Origin of the sequence: Allosphingosinicella sp. (genome assembly GCF_046295735.1) — a bacterium.
Classification (GTDB): domain Bacteria; phylum Pseudomonadota; class Alphaproteobacteria; order Sphingomonadales; family Sphingomonadaceae; genus Allosphingosinicella.
Map to the genome: position 1 here is coordinate 120,451 of NZ_JBKBMQ010000002.1, position 14,649 is coordinate 135,099.

General features: G+C 67.7%; 18 protein-coding genes, 1 tRNA gene and 1 pseudogene. 10 read left to right on the plus strand and 10 right to left on the minus strand.

Going from position 1 to position 14,649, the window contains the following annotated elements; genetic code table 11:
• Positions 1-203: 203 nt before the first annotated feature.
• Both ACK4K7_RS03285 and ACK4K7_RS03290 read left to right on the plus strand, forming a co-directional pair.
• On the plus strand, positions 204-629 hold the full coding sequence (locus ACK4K7_RS03285; RefSeq protein WP_431863771.1) for a DUF805 domain-containing protein: 426 nt from the start codon (positions 204-206) through the stop codon (positions 627-629).
• A gap of 68 nt (positions 630-697) precedes the next feature.
• Positions 698-782, plus strand: a tRNA-Leu gene (locus ACK4K7_RS03290).
• A 96-nt stretch (positions 783-878) separates the two neighbouring features.
• On the opposite strand, the gene ACK4K7_RS03295 is transcribed toward ACK4K7_RS03290, so the two are convergent.
• Entirely contained in the window at positions 879-1,181 is a 303-nt protein-coding gene (locus ACK4K7_RS03295) for a hypothetical protein (RefSeq protein ID WP_431863772.1), read from the minus strand.
• A gap of 60 nt (positions 1,182-1,241) precedes the next feature.
• Here ACK4K7_RS03295 and ACK4K7_RS03300 point away from each other — a divergent pair, with 60 nt between their 5' ends.
• Positions 1,242-1,664, plus strand: a complete 423-nt coding sequence (locus tag ACK4K7_RS03300; RefSeq protein WP_431863773.1) for a hypothetical protein — start codon at positions 1,242-1,244, stop codon at positions 1,662-1,664.
• Positions 1,665-1,710: 46 nt separating this feature from the next.
• On the opposite strand, the gene ACK4K7_RS03305 is transcribed toward ACK4K7_RS03300, so the two are convergent.
• Positions 1,711-2,028 (minus strand): hypothetical protein, encoded by a 318-nt coding sequence (locus ACK4K7_RS03305; protein ID WP_431863774.1) that lies wholly within the window; start codon positions 2,026-2,028, stop codon positions 1,711-1,713.
• An 88-nt stretch (positions 2,029-2,116) separates the two neighbouring features.
• A complete protein-coding gene (locus tag ACK4K7_RS03310; RefSeq protein WP_431863775.1) occupies positions 2,117-2,716 on the minus strand; it encodes an SAM-dependent methyltransferase in 600 nt (199 codons plus the stop codon).
• A 34-nt stretch (positions 2,717-2,750) separates the two neighbouring features.
• Between ACK4K7_RS03310 and ACK4K7_RS03315 the strand changes: the two genes are divergently transcribed.
• The 5 genes from ACK4K7_RS03315 to ACK4K7_RS03335 all read left to right on the plus strand — a co-directional run bounded on the left by ACK4K7_RS03315 (position 2,751) and on the right by ACK4K7_RS03335 (position 7,054).
• A complete protein-coding gene (locus ACK4K7_RS03315) occupies positions 2,751-3,191 on the plus strand; it encodes a hypothetical protein (RefSeq protein WP_431863776.1) in 441 nt (146 codons plus the stop codon).
• 500 nt (positions 3,192-3,691) lie between these two features.
• Entirely contained in the window at positions 3,692-3,862 is a 171-nt protein-coding gene (locus ACK4K7_RS03320) for a hypothetical protein (RefSeq protein WP_431863778.1), read from the plus strand.
• 273 nt (positions 3,863-4,135) lie between these two features.
• Positions 4,136-4,603, plus strand: a complete 468-nt coding sequence (locus ACK4K7_RS03325; RefSeq protein ID WP_431863779.1) for a DOMON-like domain-containing protein — start codon at positions 4,136-4,138, stop codon at positions 4,601-4,603.
• The gene (locus ACK4K7_RS03330) at positions 4,600-5,796 is read left to right on the plus strand and encodes an exo-beta-N-acetylmuramidase NamZ family protein (protein ID WP_431863780.1); all 1,197 of its coding nucleotides are present in this window, start codon (positions 4,600-4,602) and stop codon (positions 5,794-5,796) included. The genes ACK4K7_RS03325 and ACK4K7_RS03330 overlap by 4 nt, the downstream gene beginning before the upstream one ends.
• 49 nt (positions 5,797-5,845) lie before the next feature.
• Positions 5,846-7,054 carry a hypothetical protein gene (locus tag ACK4K7_RS03335; protein ID WP_431863781.1) on the plus strand — a complete coding sequence of 403 codons (1,209 nt, stop codon included), beginning with the start codon at positions 5,846-5,848 and terminating at the stop codon, positions 7,052-7,054.
• A 19-nt stretch (positions 7,055-7,073) separates the two neighbouring features.
• Here the strand turns inward: ACK4K7_RS03335 and ACK4K7_RS03340 are convergent, their stop codons facing one another.
• Entirely contained in the window at positions 7,074-8,252 is a 1,179-nt protein-coding gene (locus ACK4K7_RS03340; protein WP_431863782.1) for a vWA domain-containing protein, read from the minus strand.
• A 228-nt stretch (positions 8,253-8,480) separates the two neighbouring features.
• Here ACK4K7_RS03340 and ACK4K7_RS03345 point away from each other — a divergent pair, with 228 nt between their 5' ends.
• On the plus strand, positions 8,481-9,890 hold the full coding sequence (locus ACK4K7_RS03345) for a methyl-accepting chemotaxis protein (protein ID WP_431863783.1): 1,410 nt from the start codon (positions 8,481-8,483) through the stop codon (positions 9,888-9,890).
• 19 nt (positions 9,891-9,909) lie between these two features.
• On the opposite strand, the gene ACK4K7_RS03350 is transcribed toward ACK4K7_RS03345, so the two are convergent.
• Complete coding sequence (locus ACK4K7_RS03350; RefSeq protein ID WP_431863784.1) at positions 9,910-10,920, minus strand: hypothetical protein; 1,011 nt, start codon at positions 10,918-10,920, stop codon at positions 9,910-9,912.
• Positions 10,921-10,979: 59 nt separating this feature from the next.
• A pseudogene (locus ACK4K7_RS03355) lies at positions 10,980-11,072 on the minus strand (AAA family ATPase); the annotation flags it as partial.
• 16 nt (positions 11,073-11,088) lie between these two features.
• Here ACK4K7_RS03355 and ACK4K7_RS03360 point away from each other — a divergent pair.
• Positions 11,089-11,223, plus strand: coding sequence for a hypothetical protein (locus ACK4K7_RS03360; RefSeq protein WP_431863785.1), 135 nt, complete (start codon positions 11,089-11,091; stop codon positions 11,221-11,223).
• 1 nt (position 11,224) lies between these two features.
• Here the strand turns inward: ACK4K7_RS03360 and ACK4K7_RS03365 are convergent, their stop codons facing one another.
• From ACK4K7_RS03365 to ACK4K7_RS03380, 4 genes are all read right to left on the minus strand, one after another.
• Positions 11,225-12,232 (minus strand): hypothetical protein, encoded by a 1,008-nt coding sequence (locus ACK4K7_RS03365; RefSeq protein WP_431863786.1) that lies wholly within the window; start codon positions 12,230-12,232, stop codon positions 11,225-11,227.
• A 255-nt stretch (positions 12,233-12,487) separates the two neighbouring features.
• The gene (locus ACK4K7_RS03370) at positions 12,488-13,330 is read right to left on the minus strand and encodes an AAA family ATPase (RefSeq protein ID WP_431863787.1); all 843 of its coding nucleotides are present in this window, start codon (positions 13,328-13,330) and stop codon (positions 12,488-12,490) included.
• Positions 13,331-13,423: 93 nt separating this feature from the next.
• Positions 13,424-14,098 (minus strand): DUF6975 family protein, encoded by a 675-nt coding sequence (locus ACK4K7_RS03375; RefSeq protein ID WP_431863788.1) that lies wholly within the window; start codon positions 14,096-14,098, stop codon positions 13,424-13,426.
• 184 nt (positions 14,099-14,282) lie between these two features.
• Positions 14,283-14,540 carry an ATP synthase F1 subunit epsilon gene (locus ACK4K7_RS03380; RefSeq protein ID WP_431863789.1) on the minus strand — a complete coding sequence of 86 codons (258 nt, stop codon included), beginning with the start codon at positions 14,538-14,540 and terminating at the stop codon, positions 14,283-14,285.
• Between the last annotated feature and the right edge of the window lie 109 nt (positions 14,541-14,649).

The window sequence follows — 14,649 nt, forward strand, 5'->3', positions numbered from 1 at the left end:
GGTGAGTCCCGGGGCGCGGTGACGCCGCCTTTTCATCGTCTCTCTACCATTTTCGAACGCCCCCGCGAAGCGCATGTTCCGCGCCCGAAAGGAGCGGCTCGGCGCCGCCATGCCGATTTTTTTTCGCTTGATCGCCAGCTTCTTCTGCGGGAACGTCGCGGCTCGGCGCCGCTCGCCGCGCGCCTTCGGGGGGAGTTTTCTTCATGTATTGGATGCTGTTGCCGTTGAGGCGCTACGCCCAGTTTTCCGGCCGGTCGCGCCGCAAGGAATTCTGGATGTTCGTCCTGGGAACGATCGTATTCACCATCTTGTACTTGCTCATCGCGGGCAACCTGTTCGTTGACGCGGGACCGGGCGATGAGGAAATGGGGTCCGCTTATGCCGTTGAGGTGACGGCGTCGGATCCGCTGATTTTTCCGCTGATGCTCGTCCTGCTGATCCCGTCGCTCGCGGTGCAGGTCCGCCGCTTCCACGATCAGGACAAGACCGGCTGGCTGGTGCTGCTGAACCTCGTGCCTTTCCTGGGCTTCTTCATCATCGTCGCCTTCATGTGCATAGAAGGCACGCGGGGCCCGAACCGCTACGGGCCGGATCCCAAGGCGCCCGATCACGACGAGATTTTCGCCTGAACCTCGCCGGCGCGCGGACCGCCCGGTTGCGGGCGGCCCGGCGCCGGGCTAGAGAGCGGCCTTCGCCGGCCCCTGTGGCGGAATTGGTAGACGCGCTCGACTCAAAATCGAGTTCTGCAAAGAGTGTCGGTTCGAGTCCGACCGGGGGCACCACCGTTCAGACGCGCCGACGAGCGCCATTCCGGCGCCCCCGCCCTCGAGGATGATGCGCAGCTGAACGTTGCACCCGGCGCGGGCACGAACGGTCGGTCAACGAACCGACGACGGCTTTCGCATCGCCCAGATCGCATAGACGTAGGTGAGAGCCGCGGCGCCAGCGATGGCCGCGCCGCGAACCGCCTCCGGAGCGATGAGGTAGGCAGCGTAACAAAGCACGGCCCGCATCGCGAAATGGATGAACCCTGCCGGATCATCGGCGCCCCAGCCGTGGGGAACCCACATGAGGCCGGCAAAAACAGCCAGACCGAGGATGAGCAAGTCGAGACTGCCGGCGGCCTGCGCCGCGAAGACGGCGAACGGTATCAGTAAAGCGACGACGGTGACGAACCTCATGAACAATTGACTGATGGGGATGGCCGCAAGGTGCCGCCTGATTTCACGAGGGACAGGGCCGTGACGCTGCTGGCGACCATTCTGAAATATATCGGCTGGCTCCCCTTCGCCGTGACCGCGCTCTTCGCGAGTGTTGACTTTTGGCGGATGTCGAAGTCGAACCCCCTGGAGGCCTTCACGACATCGTTGATGATGCTGGTGGCATCCGCCGCGCTGATCGTCCTTGCGGGTTCCTGGATCTATCAGTTCAAGAACGACTATTTCGCCTTCTGGGACGTCGCCGCCCTGGCTCTGATCGCGGCGGCTTGCGTCGTCTTCGCCTTTCTGGCCCATGTGCTCGCTTGCGCGCGCTTCGAGCCGAAAGCCATGGTCATGGCGGCGGTGGCCTTTCCCCTGTTCACTACTCTTTTCTGGATCGGCTTTGCGTACGCAATGTACGTCATGCCGAGGATGGTGATCTTGAACCCGCTCTGGCGGAACTGATCCGCCCCTCGCGGAAATTCCGCTCTCGACCCGTTGCGGACGTTGGCTACCGAAACGCTTCCTTGTTGTTACCCGGCTCGGGACCATAGGTGTGTCTGATGTAGCGCAAGTTTATCTTCGCGATCAGTGTGGCGAAGACCCAGAACACGCCTCCAAACGCAATGAAGCCCAAGAGCACCAGAACGTCGCGAGGTGAGAAGCCCCAGCCAATCCCGAACACCTGATCGATTGTTCCTGCAAGCGCCAGTGTCGCGAAGATCGTGGACCATAGAAAGACTGACCAATTGAGAAAGCGACGATTGCGTCGATACAGCCGATGCAGTGCACGGCTCTGATTGCTGAGATAGATCGGGTCCTGCTTCACCCCTCTGCATGTAGCGGCGGCAACGTCCGCTTTCCACCCATAGCGGACCCTCGGCCCCGATCCCCGCGCGGCGCCTGGGACAGAGCGCCTACCAATAGCCGGCCATTATCTCCTTTGCCCAAGCAGGCTCTGTGACGTCTCCGCGCGGTGCGAATCCCGACATCACCGGCTTGATGTCGATGACAGGCGTTCCGTCAATCGCGTCCAGACCCCCGACGACCACGGTCAGCCCCTCCACGCGGACGATCCTGCAGACACTGACGCCGATCCGGTTGGGTCGGTTCTTGCCGCGTTGAGCGAAGATGCCGACCTTCGGCCAATCCTTGCGCCCGCGGGGATGGCGAGCGTCATACGTGATTTCCCCGTCGCCCACCCGATCGAACACGAAGACCACTTCTGCGTGGCTGAAGGTGTCGAGACCCTCGAGCGCCTCCTTTGTAAAGCGCTTCGGATCCAGCTCGATCCGAGCCTCCGAGCCTCCCCAGTCGTCGTCCTCAGGAACTTCGCGGCCACCGCGAACATGACCAATCGGCTGAACGCTGAACGTTGCCATCAATCCCACTCCGGCCGGTAACCGAGAGCCTTCATCCAAGCTCGTGTAACCGGAGCTGCCGATATCGGCAATCCGGACGACGGCCGCTTGGGTCGACCCCGGCGTTCCGGGCGGCGGGATTGGCGGCATCGCCATTGCGGACGCCGTGTCCGGCGCCTAGCATCGGGGCGTGAAGTTCGGACCGATCGCCTCTCATGCGCCCTGGCTGGGGTGGCTGATCCTCGTCACGATCTGCGAGATCGATTTGGCGACCGCGATGCTCGGCCTGGTCTTGACGGCCTCGCTCCTCGGCGCGGCTCATCTCCTTGCCGGGAGGCTGTGGTGGTCGGAGCCCAAGGGAAGGGCGGCGGCCGGCGGCGCGATGCTGGTCGCCGCCGCCACCCTCTTCGCGGCGACGAAGCCCCTGGCCTTGCTGCCCACCGCGTCGAATGGTGCCTCCTCATGGGCGCTGGTTCAACTCGCCGCCATCTACGCGGCGATCGCGGTCGGAACGCTTGTCGGGCTCAGGCTGATCGCGAGCGGGTCACGGGATGCGTTCAAGCGGTGGCGCCATCATCGCAGCGTCCGCCGACAGAGCTCCGCGGTTCGCCGGCCAGGGTCCTTGTCCTGAACCTCGCCGACACGCTGAGGCGCGACCATATTCTCCTCGCGCCATGCCCGCCCTCGGCCGATTGGTGAGGAAATTCATTCCGAAATGAAAAAAGACTTTCCTACAGCGCGCCTATATGGTTCATTGTCTCTGGGCATGGAGGACCGCCATGCCCATGCCCGCCCGAGCTTGCCGGGTTCTTTGACATCCGAACGACGCCGATCCTCCTCCCGGCCGGCGCCGTTGCCCATCATCGATCCAATCGATCAAAACTCCCCGGGTGATCGACGGGATTTTTCCCGCACGCCGAACCTTCCTGAACTTCGGTTCCTTCGGACGGTTGCCGCCGCTGCCGACCGGAGGGCCCGGAAACCGCGAATCGGCGGGGCTCCTTCCGGGACACGCATGATCTGGATCAATATCGTTTCGGGGAACCGCACCCACATCATCAGCGTTGATGATGCATGTGAGCTGGAGGCCTCAAGCCTCTGGGATGATGTGATTAACGGAGCCTGCGGCGGATGTCGCCCGAAGAGATCGAATATCTGGAACGCCGGGCCGAGGCGGAGATCGCGATGGCCCAGAATGCCCGCCATGCAAGCGCGGTCAAGGCGCATTACGAGCTTGCGACCTTCTACCTCGACCGCATCCACGGCGATCCGGCCGCGGCCCTGCAGGAAAGCCACGCCTGAGCAATCGCCCGCGGCGCGGAGCTTGCGGGCGACCCGATCCGTCGGCTAGCTCCATCCGGTTCCGCTTCGCTGAACCGGCTCTGGGTTGAGACGTCGCGCGATCCTGCGGCGAGGGATTGCCAGCGGCGACTCGAGCGATGGCCGCAGGGCCGGAAGACGGCGCGGATCGGGGGATTGGGGAAGATGAGGGGGTTGGCGGAGAGTAGCGAGGGGCAGGGCCGAACGGACCGCACCGTCCACCTTCTCCGTCATGCCGCCACCCCCTCCGACGCAATGGCAAGCATCCAGGTTCATGTCCGGCGGGCCGAGGAAATCCTTCACCTCACTTACGCCCTGACCGGTGAGCTCCGTCAAATCCGCCTTCCTCCGCCCGCGCCTCGCCTGCGGCGGGACGAGCTCTGGCGCACCACCTGTTTCGAAGCGTTCGTCGCCCGCCCGGACGGCAGCTATGCCGAGTTCAATCTCTCCCCTTCGGGCGCATGGGCGGCTTACCGGTTCGAGAGCTACCGGGAGGGGATGGGGCCACTCGATATCCCGCCGCCCGACATTCGCACGGGTTCAGCGGACGATCGCCTGACGGTCGAGGTGGCCGTCGCGCTTCCCTGGGGCGGGCCCGTCCGGCTCGGCCTGTCCGCCGTGGTCGAGGAGGCGGAGGGCGTCATCTCCTACTGGGCGCTGGCGCATCCGGCGGCTAAGCCCGATTTCCACCATCCCGATTCCTTCGTTCACGGATTGCCATGAAAACCGGCCTTGACCGCCTGCTCGCCGACGCCGACCTCCGCAAGCCGCTGGAGGGGAGGCGGGTCGCCCTGCTCGCCCATCCGGCGTCGGTGACGGAAGACCTTACCCATTCGCTCGACGCGCTGGCGGCCGCGGGCCTCAAGCTCACCGCCGCCTTCGGGCCGCAGCACGGGCTGCGTGGCGACAAGCAGGACAATATGGTGGAATCGGAGGATTTCACCGACCCGGCGCACGGCATCCCGGTGTTCAGCCTCTATGGCGAGGTGCGGCGGCCGACCGGCCAGTCGATGGGCACGTTCGACACCATCCTGGTCGACCTCCAGGATCTGGGCTGCCGCATCTACACCTTCATCACCACCCTGCTCTACGTGCTGGAGGCGGCGGCGGAGCACAAGAAGGCGGTGTGGGTGCTCGACCGGCCGAACCCCGCCGGCCGGCCGATCGAGGGGCTGACGCTGCGGCCGGGCTGGGAGAGCTTCGTCGGCGCGGGGCCGATCCCGATGCGGCACGGGCTGACGCTGGGCGAGCTCGGCCGGTGGTTCGTCGACCATTTCGGCATCGACGTCGATTACCGGGTGATCGCGATGGAGGGCTATGCGCCGGACGCGGCGCCGGGCTTCGGCTGGCCGATCGAGCGGCTGTGGATCAATCCCAGCCCCAATGCCGCCAACCTCAACATGGCGCGGGCCTATGCCGGGACGGTGATGCTGGAAGGCACGACCTTGTCGGAAGGGCGGGGCACGACAAGGCCGCTCGAGCTGTTCGGAGCGCCCGATCTCGACCCCAGGGCGCTGCTCGCCGAGATGCGGCGGATCGCGCCGGGCTGGCTGGAGGGCTGCCTGATCCGCGAAGTGCATTTCGAGCCGACCTTCCACAAGCATGCCGGCAAGCTGTGCGCGGGCCTCCACATCCATGCCGAGGGTCCGGGCTATCGCCACGACGCGTTCCGGCCGTGGCGGCTGCAGGCGCTCGCCTTCAAGGCGCTGCGGCGGCTGGCGCCGGACTATGGTTTGTGGCGCGACTTTCCGTACGAATATGAGTTCGACAAGCTGGCGATCGACGTGATCAACGGCGGGCCGGAGCTGCGGCAGTGGGTGGACGATGCCGGCGCCGAGGCGGGCGATCTCGACGCGCTTTCCCGCGCGGACGAGGCGGCGTGGGAGGACGCGCGGCGGCGCCATCTGCTCTATTGAGGATGCTTCAGCGGCGGTACAGGCACGGCGCGGCATCGATGGCGGGGAGATGGAGCGAGCGGGGACGATCGGCAGGGTGGCGATCGCGGCGGCGGCGCTGTTCGCGGCGGGAGCAGCGGGCGCCCAGGCGCGCGTCCAGACGCCGCACGAGGCCTTCGTCCAGGACGCCGCCGAATATGCCGCCCGCTTCGACACGGCGCCGTACGAGGCGGTGCGGCGGCTCTACGCGCAGGAAGCGAGCGTCGCCGCGACCGACGCCATCCGGGCCGAGTTCGCCGACCGGCTCGCCGGCATCGCGATCGATCATGTGCCGGACTTCAGGATCGTGGTGCTGCTGACCGGCGAGGCGGCGGTCGCGCCGCGGACGATCGCGGCCGGCGACCTCCTCGTCCCCGTCGAGTTCCGCACCGGGGCCGCCGCGACCCGCGCCCAGGTGGCGGCGGCGATGCGCGACCATGGCGCGGCGCTGCGCGCGCTGCTGCCCCGAGGCATGGGCATGGGGCACGACCAGCGCAGCGGGCGGCTGGTGATCATGATCCGCGACGGCGACGCGCGGCGCCAGGACATGGCCGCGCTGAGGCGGCGGCTGGAAGCGCTGACCGGCGTTCCCGTCCGGCTCGCCACCTCCGAGCGGCGGGACGCGGACGCGGCGGTGCGCGGCGGCGCCCGCGTCACCGGCATCGAGCCCGACAGCGGCCGGCGCCAGGCCTGCACCACCGGCTTCGTCGTCACCGACGGCACCCGCACCGGCCTCATCACCGCCGCCCATTGCCCCGACATGCTCGATTATGTGGCGCCGGACGGGCGGCGGGTGCCGCTCGCCTTCGCCGGCAAGTGGGGCGCGCGGCACCAGGACGTGCAGCTGATGCTGAGCGAAGAGGCGCAGGAGCCCCTGTTCTACGCGGACAGCGCCAAGCAGCTGCTGCGACCGCTGACGAGCTGGCGCACCCGCGACAGCACCCGCGCCGGCGACCTCGTCTGCCGCCGCGGCGAGACGACCGGCTACAGCTGCTCGGAAGTGGAGCTGACCGACTATGCGCCGGGCGGCGAATTGTGCGGCGGACCCTGCGATCCGTCCTGGATCACGGTGGCGGGGCCGAGCTGCAAGGGCGGCGACAGCGGCGGGCCGATCTTCCTCGGCACCGTCGCCTTCGGGATCGTCAAGGGCAGCAACTACCGGGCGGACCGGAGCTGCCTCTTCTCCTTCTACATGTCGACCGATTTCCTACCCGAAGGCTGGCGGCTGCTGCACCAGTAGCCGCGGCGCCCGGGTCGCCTCAGCTCTTGCGGCTCAGCGTGCGCATGGCGTCGTCGAGGCCGTCGAGGGTGAGCGGGTACATGCGGTCCTGCATCAGCTGGCGGACGATCTGGACCGACTGGGTATAGCCCCAATATTGCTCGGCGACGGGGTTCAGCCACACCGCACTCGGATAGGTGTTGGTCAGCCGCTGCAGCCAGACCGCGCCCGCTTCCTCGTTGAAATGTTCGACCGAGCCGCCGGGATGGGTGATCTCATAGGGGCTCATCGAGGCGTCGCCGACGAAGACGAGCTTGTAGTCGTGGCCGAATTTGTGGAGCACGTCCCAGGTCGGCGTGCGCTCGGTGAAGCGGCGGCGATTGTCCTTCCACAGGCCCTCGTAGGGGCAGTTGTGGAAGTAGAAGAATTCAAGATTCTTGAACTCGGACGTGGCGGCGCTGAACAGCTCCTCGACCAGCTTCACGTGCGGGTCCATCGATCCGCCGACGTCGAGGAAGAGGAGGAGCTTCACCGCATTGTGGCGCTCCGGGCGCATGCGGATGTCGAGCCAGCCCTTGCGGGCGGTGCCGTCGATCGTGCCGCCGAGATCGAGCTCCTCGGCCGCGCCCTCGCGGGCGAAGCGGCGGAGGCGTCGGAGCGCCACCTTGATGTTGCGGGTGCCGAGCTCCCTGCTGCTGTCGAGATTGCGGAATTCGCGCTTGTCCCACACCTTGAGGGCGCGGCCGTGGCGCCCCTCGCCGCCGATCCGCACGCCTTCCGGGTTGTAGCCGCCATGGCCGTAGGGCGAGGTGCCGCCGGTGCCGATCCACTTGCTGCCGCCCTGGTGGCGCTCCTTCTGCTCCTCGAGGCGCTTCTTCAGCGTCTCCATGATCTCCTCCCAGGAGCCGAGCGACTTCACTTCCTCCATCTGCTCCGGCGTGAGATAGAGTTCGGCGACCTTGCGCAGCCACTCCTCGGGCAGCGGGACGGCGTCGGTGCCGTAGCTCGTCTCCAGCCCCTTGAAGACCTTGGCGAAGACCTGGTCGAAACGGTCGAGCAGGCCTTCGTCCTTCACGAAGGTGGCGCGGGCGAGGAAATAGAATTCCTCCGGACTCTGGCCGATCACCGCGGCGTCGAGCGCCTCGAGGAGCGTCAGATGCTCCTTCATCGAGGCGGGGATGCCGGCGGTGCGGAGTTCGTCGACGAAGGAGAAGAACATGGAGGGGTCATAAGCCGTCGGTGGGTTGGCGCCAAGGGTGGTGCGGGAGAAGGGGCGGCCTTCGACAGGCTCAGGCCGAACGGGGTTTGGGTTGGATGGCTTTTCTCCCCACCGTTCAGCCCGAGCTTGTCGAAGGCCGCCCCTCCGTTCCCAACCCAGCCGCTGGTTAACGCGCTCTCAACAGTTTCCCGCTAGCCGTGGGGTGAAGAACGAAGAGAGAGGGGCATCGTGGCGAGTTCAGCGGTCGGGCGTCCGGACGGGGAGGCGATCAACATCGTCGCGCGCAATTGCGGGTCGCTCGCGATCGAGTGCAGCGACGTGTCGGGCTATGTGGCGGGCGTGTCGGAGCGGATATCGTCCAACCTCAGGACGCTCGATTCGCTGGAGGAGATCACCACCCGGCTGCTCGACGACCAGGCGCGGGTCGCCGAATCGACCGACGAGGCGCGCATCCTGGCCGAGCAGGCGCGCGACAAACTGGGCCAGGGCCGGGCGGCGATCGAGGACACGATCCGCATCTTCTCCGGCCTCACTGACCTCGTCGTCCAGCTGGGCGACCGGATGGCGGGCTTCGCCGAGGCGATGAGCCGGGTGCGCAGCGTCTCCTCCGCGATCGAGAGCATCGCCAACAAGACCAACATGCTGGCGCTGAACGCCACGATCGAGGCGGCGCGCGCCGGCGAGGCGGGGCGGTCCTTCGCGGTGGTCGCGGCCGAAGTGAAGAAGCTCGCCCACGACACAAGGACCGCGACCAGCGAGATCGCCTCGACCGTCGCCTCGCTGACCCGCGAGGCCGAAGCGGTCACGTCCGAAATCCGCACCGGCGTCGAGCGCAGCCGGGTCGCGCAAGGCAGCTTCGCGGCGATCAACGACACCGTGCGCGACGTGGCCGACATCGTCGCCATGGTTGACCGCCAGACCGACGGCATCGCCCGCTCCACCAGCCTCATCCAGCAGAGCGTCGACAACGTGAAGGGCGGCCTGTCCTCCTTCGCCGCCGACGCGCGGGCCAATGGCGGGCAATTGCACGAGGCGCAGGACCGGCTGGCGCGGCTGGAATTGTTGTCGAACGAAATGCTGGACCGGCTCGCCGGCTGCGGCGTCCGGACCGACGACACCGCCTTCATCGAACGGGCGCAACATTGGGCGCGCGAAGTGACCGAGATGGTGGAAGCGGCGATGGATCGCGGCGAGCTCAGCGAAGCGGCCGTGTTCGACACCGATTACCGGCCGATGCACGGCACCAATCCCGTCCAATATGAAAACGGCTTCTGCGACTGGGCCGACCGCATGGTCCAGCCGCTGCTCGACCGGATCAAATATGGCGACCCGCGCCACATGGGTCCGGTGATCAGCGACATCAACGGCTATCTGCCGACCCACCAGTCCGAACGCTCGCAGCCGCAGAGCGAGGACCCGCAGTGGAACGCGCAATATTGCCGCAACCGCCGCATCTTCCTGGACGACGCCACCCGCCGCGCGATCGCCAGCGAGAAGGAGGCGATGCTGATCACCTACCGGATCGATCTCGCCAACGACCATTATATGGCGGTGAAGAACGTCTTCGTCCCGCTCCGCTTCCGCGGCCGCCGCTGGGGCAATTTCGAACTCGCCTATCGCGACGAGGCGGTGCGCTGACTCGGCGGAATCGCTGCGCTCAGGGCTTGCTGCTCGCGGCTTCCCCCTGGCGCGCGGAAATCATCGCCCGGGACCCCAGCACTTGCAGGGCCTGTTCGGGGAGCGGCAGCCTGTCGAAGGACGGGTAGACGCCGACCCCCTCGCGATCGATCAACATCGTCGTGAACGATCCGCCGCCACGGCCGCCGGACAGCGCGGCGAGGCTGAGCGACTGGCCCAGCGACACGGCGAGCCCGGAGTCGCCCAGAGCGATCAGATAGCTGCGCGTGGACCCGTTCGGACGATAGATTTCCTCGATCGCGCGGGGGCCGGGCTCGCGACAATAGGTCGGCTTCGGTCCGGTCGCCGGCATGGCACCGGTCGCGGCGGCGATCAACACGTCGGCCATGCTGGGCTGTACGAGGCGCGCCCGGCGCAGTCGCAGTGGAGCCGCGCAATCGCGGATCGGACGGGCCGCAGCGGCGTCGACTTCGGCGGAGGTCGGCGCGGGCCAGCGCAGTCCCGCCAGCAGTTCCGCCGCGCTGGCCTGCAATTGCTCGGCCTCGATATCGGCCGAGCTGATCCTGAGCTTGACGAGCCACCCGTCATGCAGGGGGGCGAGCGCCACCGCGGTGCTGCGCCAGTCCCCGCCGGTGGGCAACCGGTAGGCAGAATAGAGGCCGGTCGCGGGCCGACCCGGCAGCGCGAAAGGCAGCGGCGCGTCGGCGACGGGAACCGCATTCCACTCCGCTCGCAGCGAGATCGAGGCCTGCGCGCGGTCGAACCACAGCGCCGTATCCGGCACGCCGGTCTTGAACAGATAGAGCGTGGCGCGGGTGCGGCCCCCATCCATGTCGAACTGCGCCATGACGTCCAGTTCGGCTTCGCCGGCGTCGCTGATCTCCCCGCGCGTGAACGGACCGGACCGCGGCGGCACGATCAGGCTGGTGCGCTCATGTTGCCAGGAAGCGGACGCGGGAAGCTCGAGGACGCGGGGCTGGGCCCAGGCCGGACCCGCGAGGGCCGCCAGCAGTACAAGGAACAGACGCATGACATACCCCCCTCTTTCGAGGCGAGGTTAAGCCGCCCCGGCGACGGCGGCAAGCCGCTTCAGCCGCCCCGCCGGCTCATGAAGGAGAGGCGTTCGAAGAGCATCACGTCCTGCTCGTTCTTGAGGAGGGCGCCGTGGAGCGGCGGGATCGCCAGCGAGAAGGAGGCGATGCTGATCACCTACCGGATCGATCTCGCCAACGACCATTATATGGCGGTGAAGAACGTCTTCGTCCCGCTCCGCTTCCGCGGCCGCCGCTGGGGCAATTTCGAACTCGCCTATCGCGACGACGCTGTGCGCTGACTCAGCGCCTGCCGCCGCCCTTTTGCGTCAACGAGACTTCAGCGAGCGGCGGTGCCTGGCCCGCGACGACGGGTATGGCGGCGGCGACCGCTTCATCGACGCCCGGCAGCCCGTCATAGAGGCCCGCGACGCCCGTGCTTCGCGCGGAGCTGACGTAGACGGCCGCGTTCCGTCCGCCCGGTTCCAGGGCGCGGGCGGCGACCGCGCGGCCGGAATCGCCGACCAGAACCACCCACGCCCCGGTCTGCTGATGCCGGTAGGCGCTGACGATCTGGGTCGGGAGATTGCTGGCGACGCGGCACCAGGCCGAGGGCTCCGCGGCAAGGCCGCCATGGCCGCGCGCTTCCGCCAACACTTCGATGCCGCCGACGGCCGCCGCCGCGACCTGGCTGGACGAGGGCCTCTGTCGCTGGCGCGCCTTCGATTCGGTCGAGGAAGCGCACGGCGCCGGCACGGTGAGCGGCCGGGCGGCGGTAGGCGCGTCCTCGGGCAGCCGGACGGCGGCGATCAGCCGGTCCATCTTCGCCGCCACTTCCTCGCGGCCGAGCGAGGCGGAGGAAATGCGGATCTTCACCATCCACTCGCCGGCGTGAGCGATCGCCACCGCCGTGGAGCGGAACGGGCCGCCGGCCGGGAGATCGAATTCCTCGCGCAGGCCGTTCACGTTCGCGCCGCCCAGGCTCATCTGCCGGGGCTCGGCGGAGACGGAGCCGCTGCCGACATTGAGCGCCATGGCGTGGCGGGTGCGTTCATACCAGAGCGCGGCGTTGGGATAGGCCGAGCGGTAGACGTAGAAGGTCACCATCTCGTCGTTCGTGCCGAGCTGGAAATAGACATCGAGCCCGGCGCCGTCGCTGAGGTCGCGCTCGCGGCTCGGCTGCATGCCGCCCAGATCGCCCTCAAGCCGGATGCCGCTCTGCGGATGGCGCCAGTCGACCTGCTGCGCGATCGCCGGTGCCGTCCACGCGGCGCCCAGCAGGGCCGCCGCCACTATCGGAAAAGCTTTCATCTGATGTCCCCCTTCGCACCGCCGCTGGACAGCGCAGCCGCAGCCTAGAAGAAGGGAGCGGTCGAAAGCAAGCCGCCGCCAGGCCAGGATGCCCGGAAATGACGCGCGGCTTCCGTGGTTTAGCCGGATCGGCCCCGCCGACGACTATTGCGTGGCGGTGAGGAACGTCGTCGTCCCGCTCCGATTCCGCTGCCCCTCCACCAGCCTTCGGCCGGTCCCCCTCCCCATGGAGCTTCGCTCCACAGGGAGGATGGGTCAGCCGCCCCGCCGGCTCATGAAGGCGAGGCGTTCGAAGAGCATCACATCCTGCTCGTTCTTGAGGAGGGCGCCGTGGAGCGGGGGGATCGCCTTGGCCGGGTCCTTGGACTGGAGAACGTCGAGCGGCAGGTCTTCGTGGAGGAGGAGCTTCAGCCAGTCGAGCAGCTCGCTGGTCGACGGCTTCTTCTTGAGGCCGGGCACGTCGCGGACCTGGTAGAAGATGTCCATCGCCTTCGACACCAGCAGCTTCTGGATGCCGGGGAAGTGGACGTCGACGATCGCCTGCATCGTCTCCCGGTCGGGGAACTTGATGTAATGGAAGAAGCAGCGGCGCAGGAAGGCGTCGGGCAGCTCCTTCTCGTTGTTGGAGGTGATGACGACGATCGGCCGTTCCTTCGCCTTCACCGTCTCGCCGGTTTCGTAGACGTGGAACTCCATGCGGTCGAGTTCCTGCAGCAGGTCGTTCGGGAACTCGATGTCGGCCTTGTCGATCTCGTCGATCAGCAGGACGGGCAGTTCCGGACTGGTGAACGCCTCCCACAATTTGCCGCGGCGGATATAGTTGGAGATGTCGTGGACGCGCGGGTCGCCGAGCTGCCCGTCGCGCAGCCGCGCCACCGCGTCATATTCGTAGAGGCCCTGATGCGCCTTGGTGGTCGATTTCACGTGCCATTCGATCAGCGGCGCGCCGGCGGCGCGGGCGATCTCGTGCGCCAGCACCGTCTTGCCGGTGCCGGGCTCCCCCTTCACGAGCAGCGGGCGGCGCAGCTTCACCGCGGCATTGACCGCAACCTTCAGATCCTCGGTCGCGACATAGTCGCCCGTGCCTTCGAAACGCATGCCGTCTCCTTGACGTGAACGTAAAGCAGAGAGGCGGCGATAGAGGAGGGCGCGCCGGGGCGCAAGGGCGGTGGCGGGCGAAGGGGCGGGGCTTCAGCCCTCGGCGCGCGCCTCGGCCCGTGCCTCGATCAGGTCCCAGAGGCCGTGATGCTGGACCAGCATCTGTTCGAAGCCGAAGGCGAGGGCGCGCTCGACGGCGGGCGACTGGGCGGCGCGCGCGGCGACCGCTTCCAGCTCGGCGTCGCGCGACAGGCGAAAGGCGGGCGGCTCCACCCCCAGCCGGCGGCCGGCCGTGTCGAGCACCGAGCGGATCGCGCTCCAGTCGGCGGCCAGCGCCAGCGCGGCGCCGAGCGCGCAGCCGTTGCGCTCCGACGAGGCGAGCGTTCCGAGCCCCGACCGCTGCGCCGTCACGGCCGCTTCGGTGGCGGCGCCGCCGGGCGTGCCCGGGATCGGCCCCGCCGCGACGGCGAGGCGAGTGAGATAGAGCCGCTCGACCACGAAGGCTTCGGCCGATTCCTCGAGCCAGGCGCGACTCGCCGCGTCGGGCGTGCGGCCGACGGCGAGGTCGATCACGCCCGGATGGCGACCGTGCAGCGTGCACAGGAGATGGACGGCATCGGCGAGGTTACGCGCCGCGCCGGCGCCCTGGAGCAGGGCGGCGCTGGCGAACCATGGATGGGCGGCGCTTCCGCGCGCCGCCGCCAGTCCGAGCAGGCGGCGACCGATCCCGGCGCCAGCGCGTGCCCGTTCGACGGTCGATGATGCCATTCCCCAAATCTCCCCAAGGCGAAAGCGATGCTTCCGCTTACCCCCTCCATCTATCCCAATGGCGTAAAGACGAGGTTGATGCGGGATTAGGGGTTTGTTGGGTGTGCGGCCGGGCGGCGGCGGCCGCGGCGACAGGAGGGAGGAATTCCGCCGTCAGTTCAAAGGCTTGGCGTGCGGCGGCCGGTCAGGCTTCCGCCTTCTCCGCCAGCACGGTGAGGCCGCGGTCGTTCACTTCCGCGAAGCCGCCTTCGATGGCGATCCGCTCCGGCTCGGCGCCGGCCGAGCGGTAGATCGCGATGTCCCCGTTGCGGATGGTGGACATGAAGGGAGCATGGCCCTCCAGCACGCCGAACTCGCCTTCGGAGCCGGGCACGACCACCATATGGACCTCTTCCGACCGGATCAGGCGTTCGGGGGTCACGAGTTCGAAATGAAGGGGCATGTTCTCTTCTCTTTCCCTCTCCCTCGACGGGAGAGGATACGGAGACTTGGCGGCTCTGCCGCCTAGTCGGAGTTGGTGAGGGTGAGTGCGGTAGAGGCTGTCCTCAGGC

What these genes read in the sequence shown, in the direction of transcription:
- ACK4K7_RS03285 (WP_431863771.1), top strand. Translation starts at nt 204, where the DNA reads ATGTATTGGATGCTGTTGCCGTTGAGGCGCTACGCCCAGTTTTCCGGC.
- ACK4K7_RS03295 (WP_431863772.1), bottom strand. Translation starts at nt 1,181, where the DNA reads ATGAGGTTCGTCACCGTCGTCGCTTTACTGATACCGTTCGCCGTCTTC.
- ACK4K7_RS03310 (WP_431863775.1), bottom strand. Translation starts at nt 2,716, where the DNA reads ATGGCGATGCCGCCAATCCCGCCGCCCGGAACGCCGGGGTCGACCCAA.
- ACK4K7_RS03320 (WP_431863778.1), top strand. Translation starts at nt 3,692, where the DNA reads ATGTCGCCCGAAGAGATCGAATATCTGGAACGCCGGGCCGAGGCGGAG.
- ACK4K7_RS03325 (WP_431863779.1), top strand. Translation starts at nt 4,136, where the DNA reads ATGGCAAGCATCCAGGTTCATGTCCGGCGGGCCGAGGAAATCCTTCAC.
- ACK4K7_RS03330 (WP_431863780.1), top strand. Translation starts at nt 4,600, where the DNA reads ATGAAAACCGGCCTTGACCGCCTGCTCGCCGACGCCGACCTCCGCAAG.
- ACK4K7_RS03335 (WP_431863781.1), top strand. Translation starts at nt 5,846, where the DNA reads ATGGAGCGAGCGGGGACGATCGGCAGGGTGGCGATCGCGGCGGCGGCG.
- ACK4K7_RS03340 (WP_431863782.1), bottom strand. Translation starts at nt 8,252, where the DNA reads ATGTTCTTCTCCTTCGTCGACGAACTCCGCACCGCCGGCATCCCCGCC.
- ACK4K7_RS03350 (WP_431863784.1), bottom strand. Translation starts at nt 10,920, where the DNA reads ATGCGTCTGTTCCTTGTACTGCTGGCGGCCCTCGCGGGTCCGGCCTGG.
- ACK4K7_RS03360 (WP_431863785.1), top strand. Translation starts at nt 11,089, where the DNA reads ATGCTGATCACCTACCGGATCGATCTCGCCAACGACCATTATATGGCG.
- ACK4K7_RS03365 (WP_431863786.1), bottom strand. Translation starts at nt 12,232, where the DNA reads ATGAAAGCTTTTCCGATAGTGGCGGCGGCCCTGCTGGGCGCCGCGTGG.
- ACK4K7_RS03370 (WP_431863787.1), bottom strand. Translation starts at nt 13,330, where the DNA reads ATGCGTTTCGAAGGCACGGGCGACTATGTCGCGACCGAGGATCTGAAG.
- ACK4K7_RS03375 (WP_431863788.1), bottom strand. Translation starts at nt 14,098, where the DNA reads ATGGCATCATCGACCGTCGAACGGGCACGCGCTGGCGCCGGGATCGGT.
- ACK4K7_RS03380 (WP_431863789.1), bottom strand. Translation starts at nt 14,540, where the DNA reads ATGCCCCTTCATTTCGAACTCGTGACCCCCGAACGCCTGATCCGGTCG.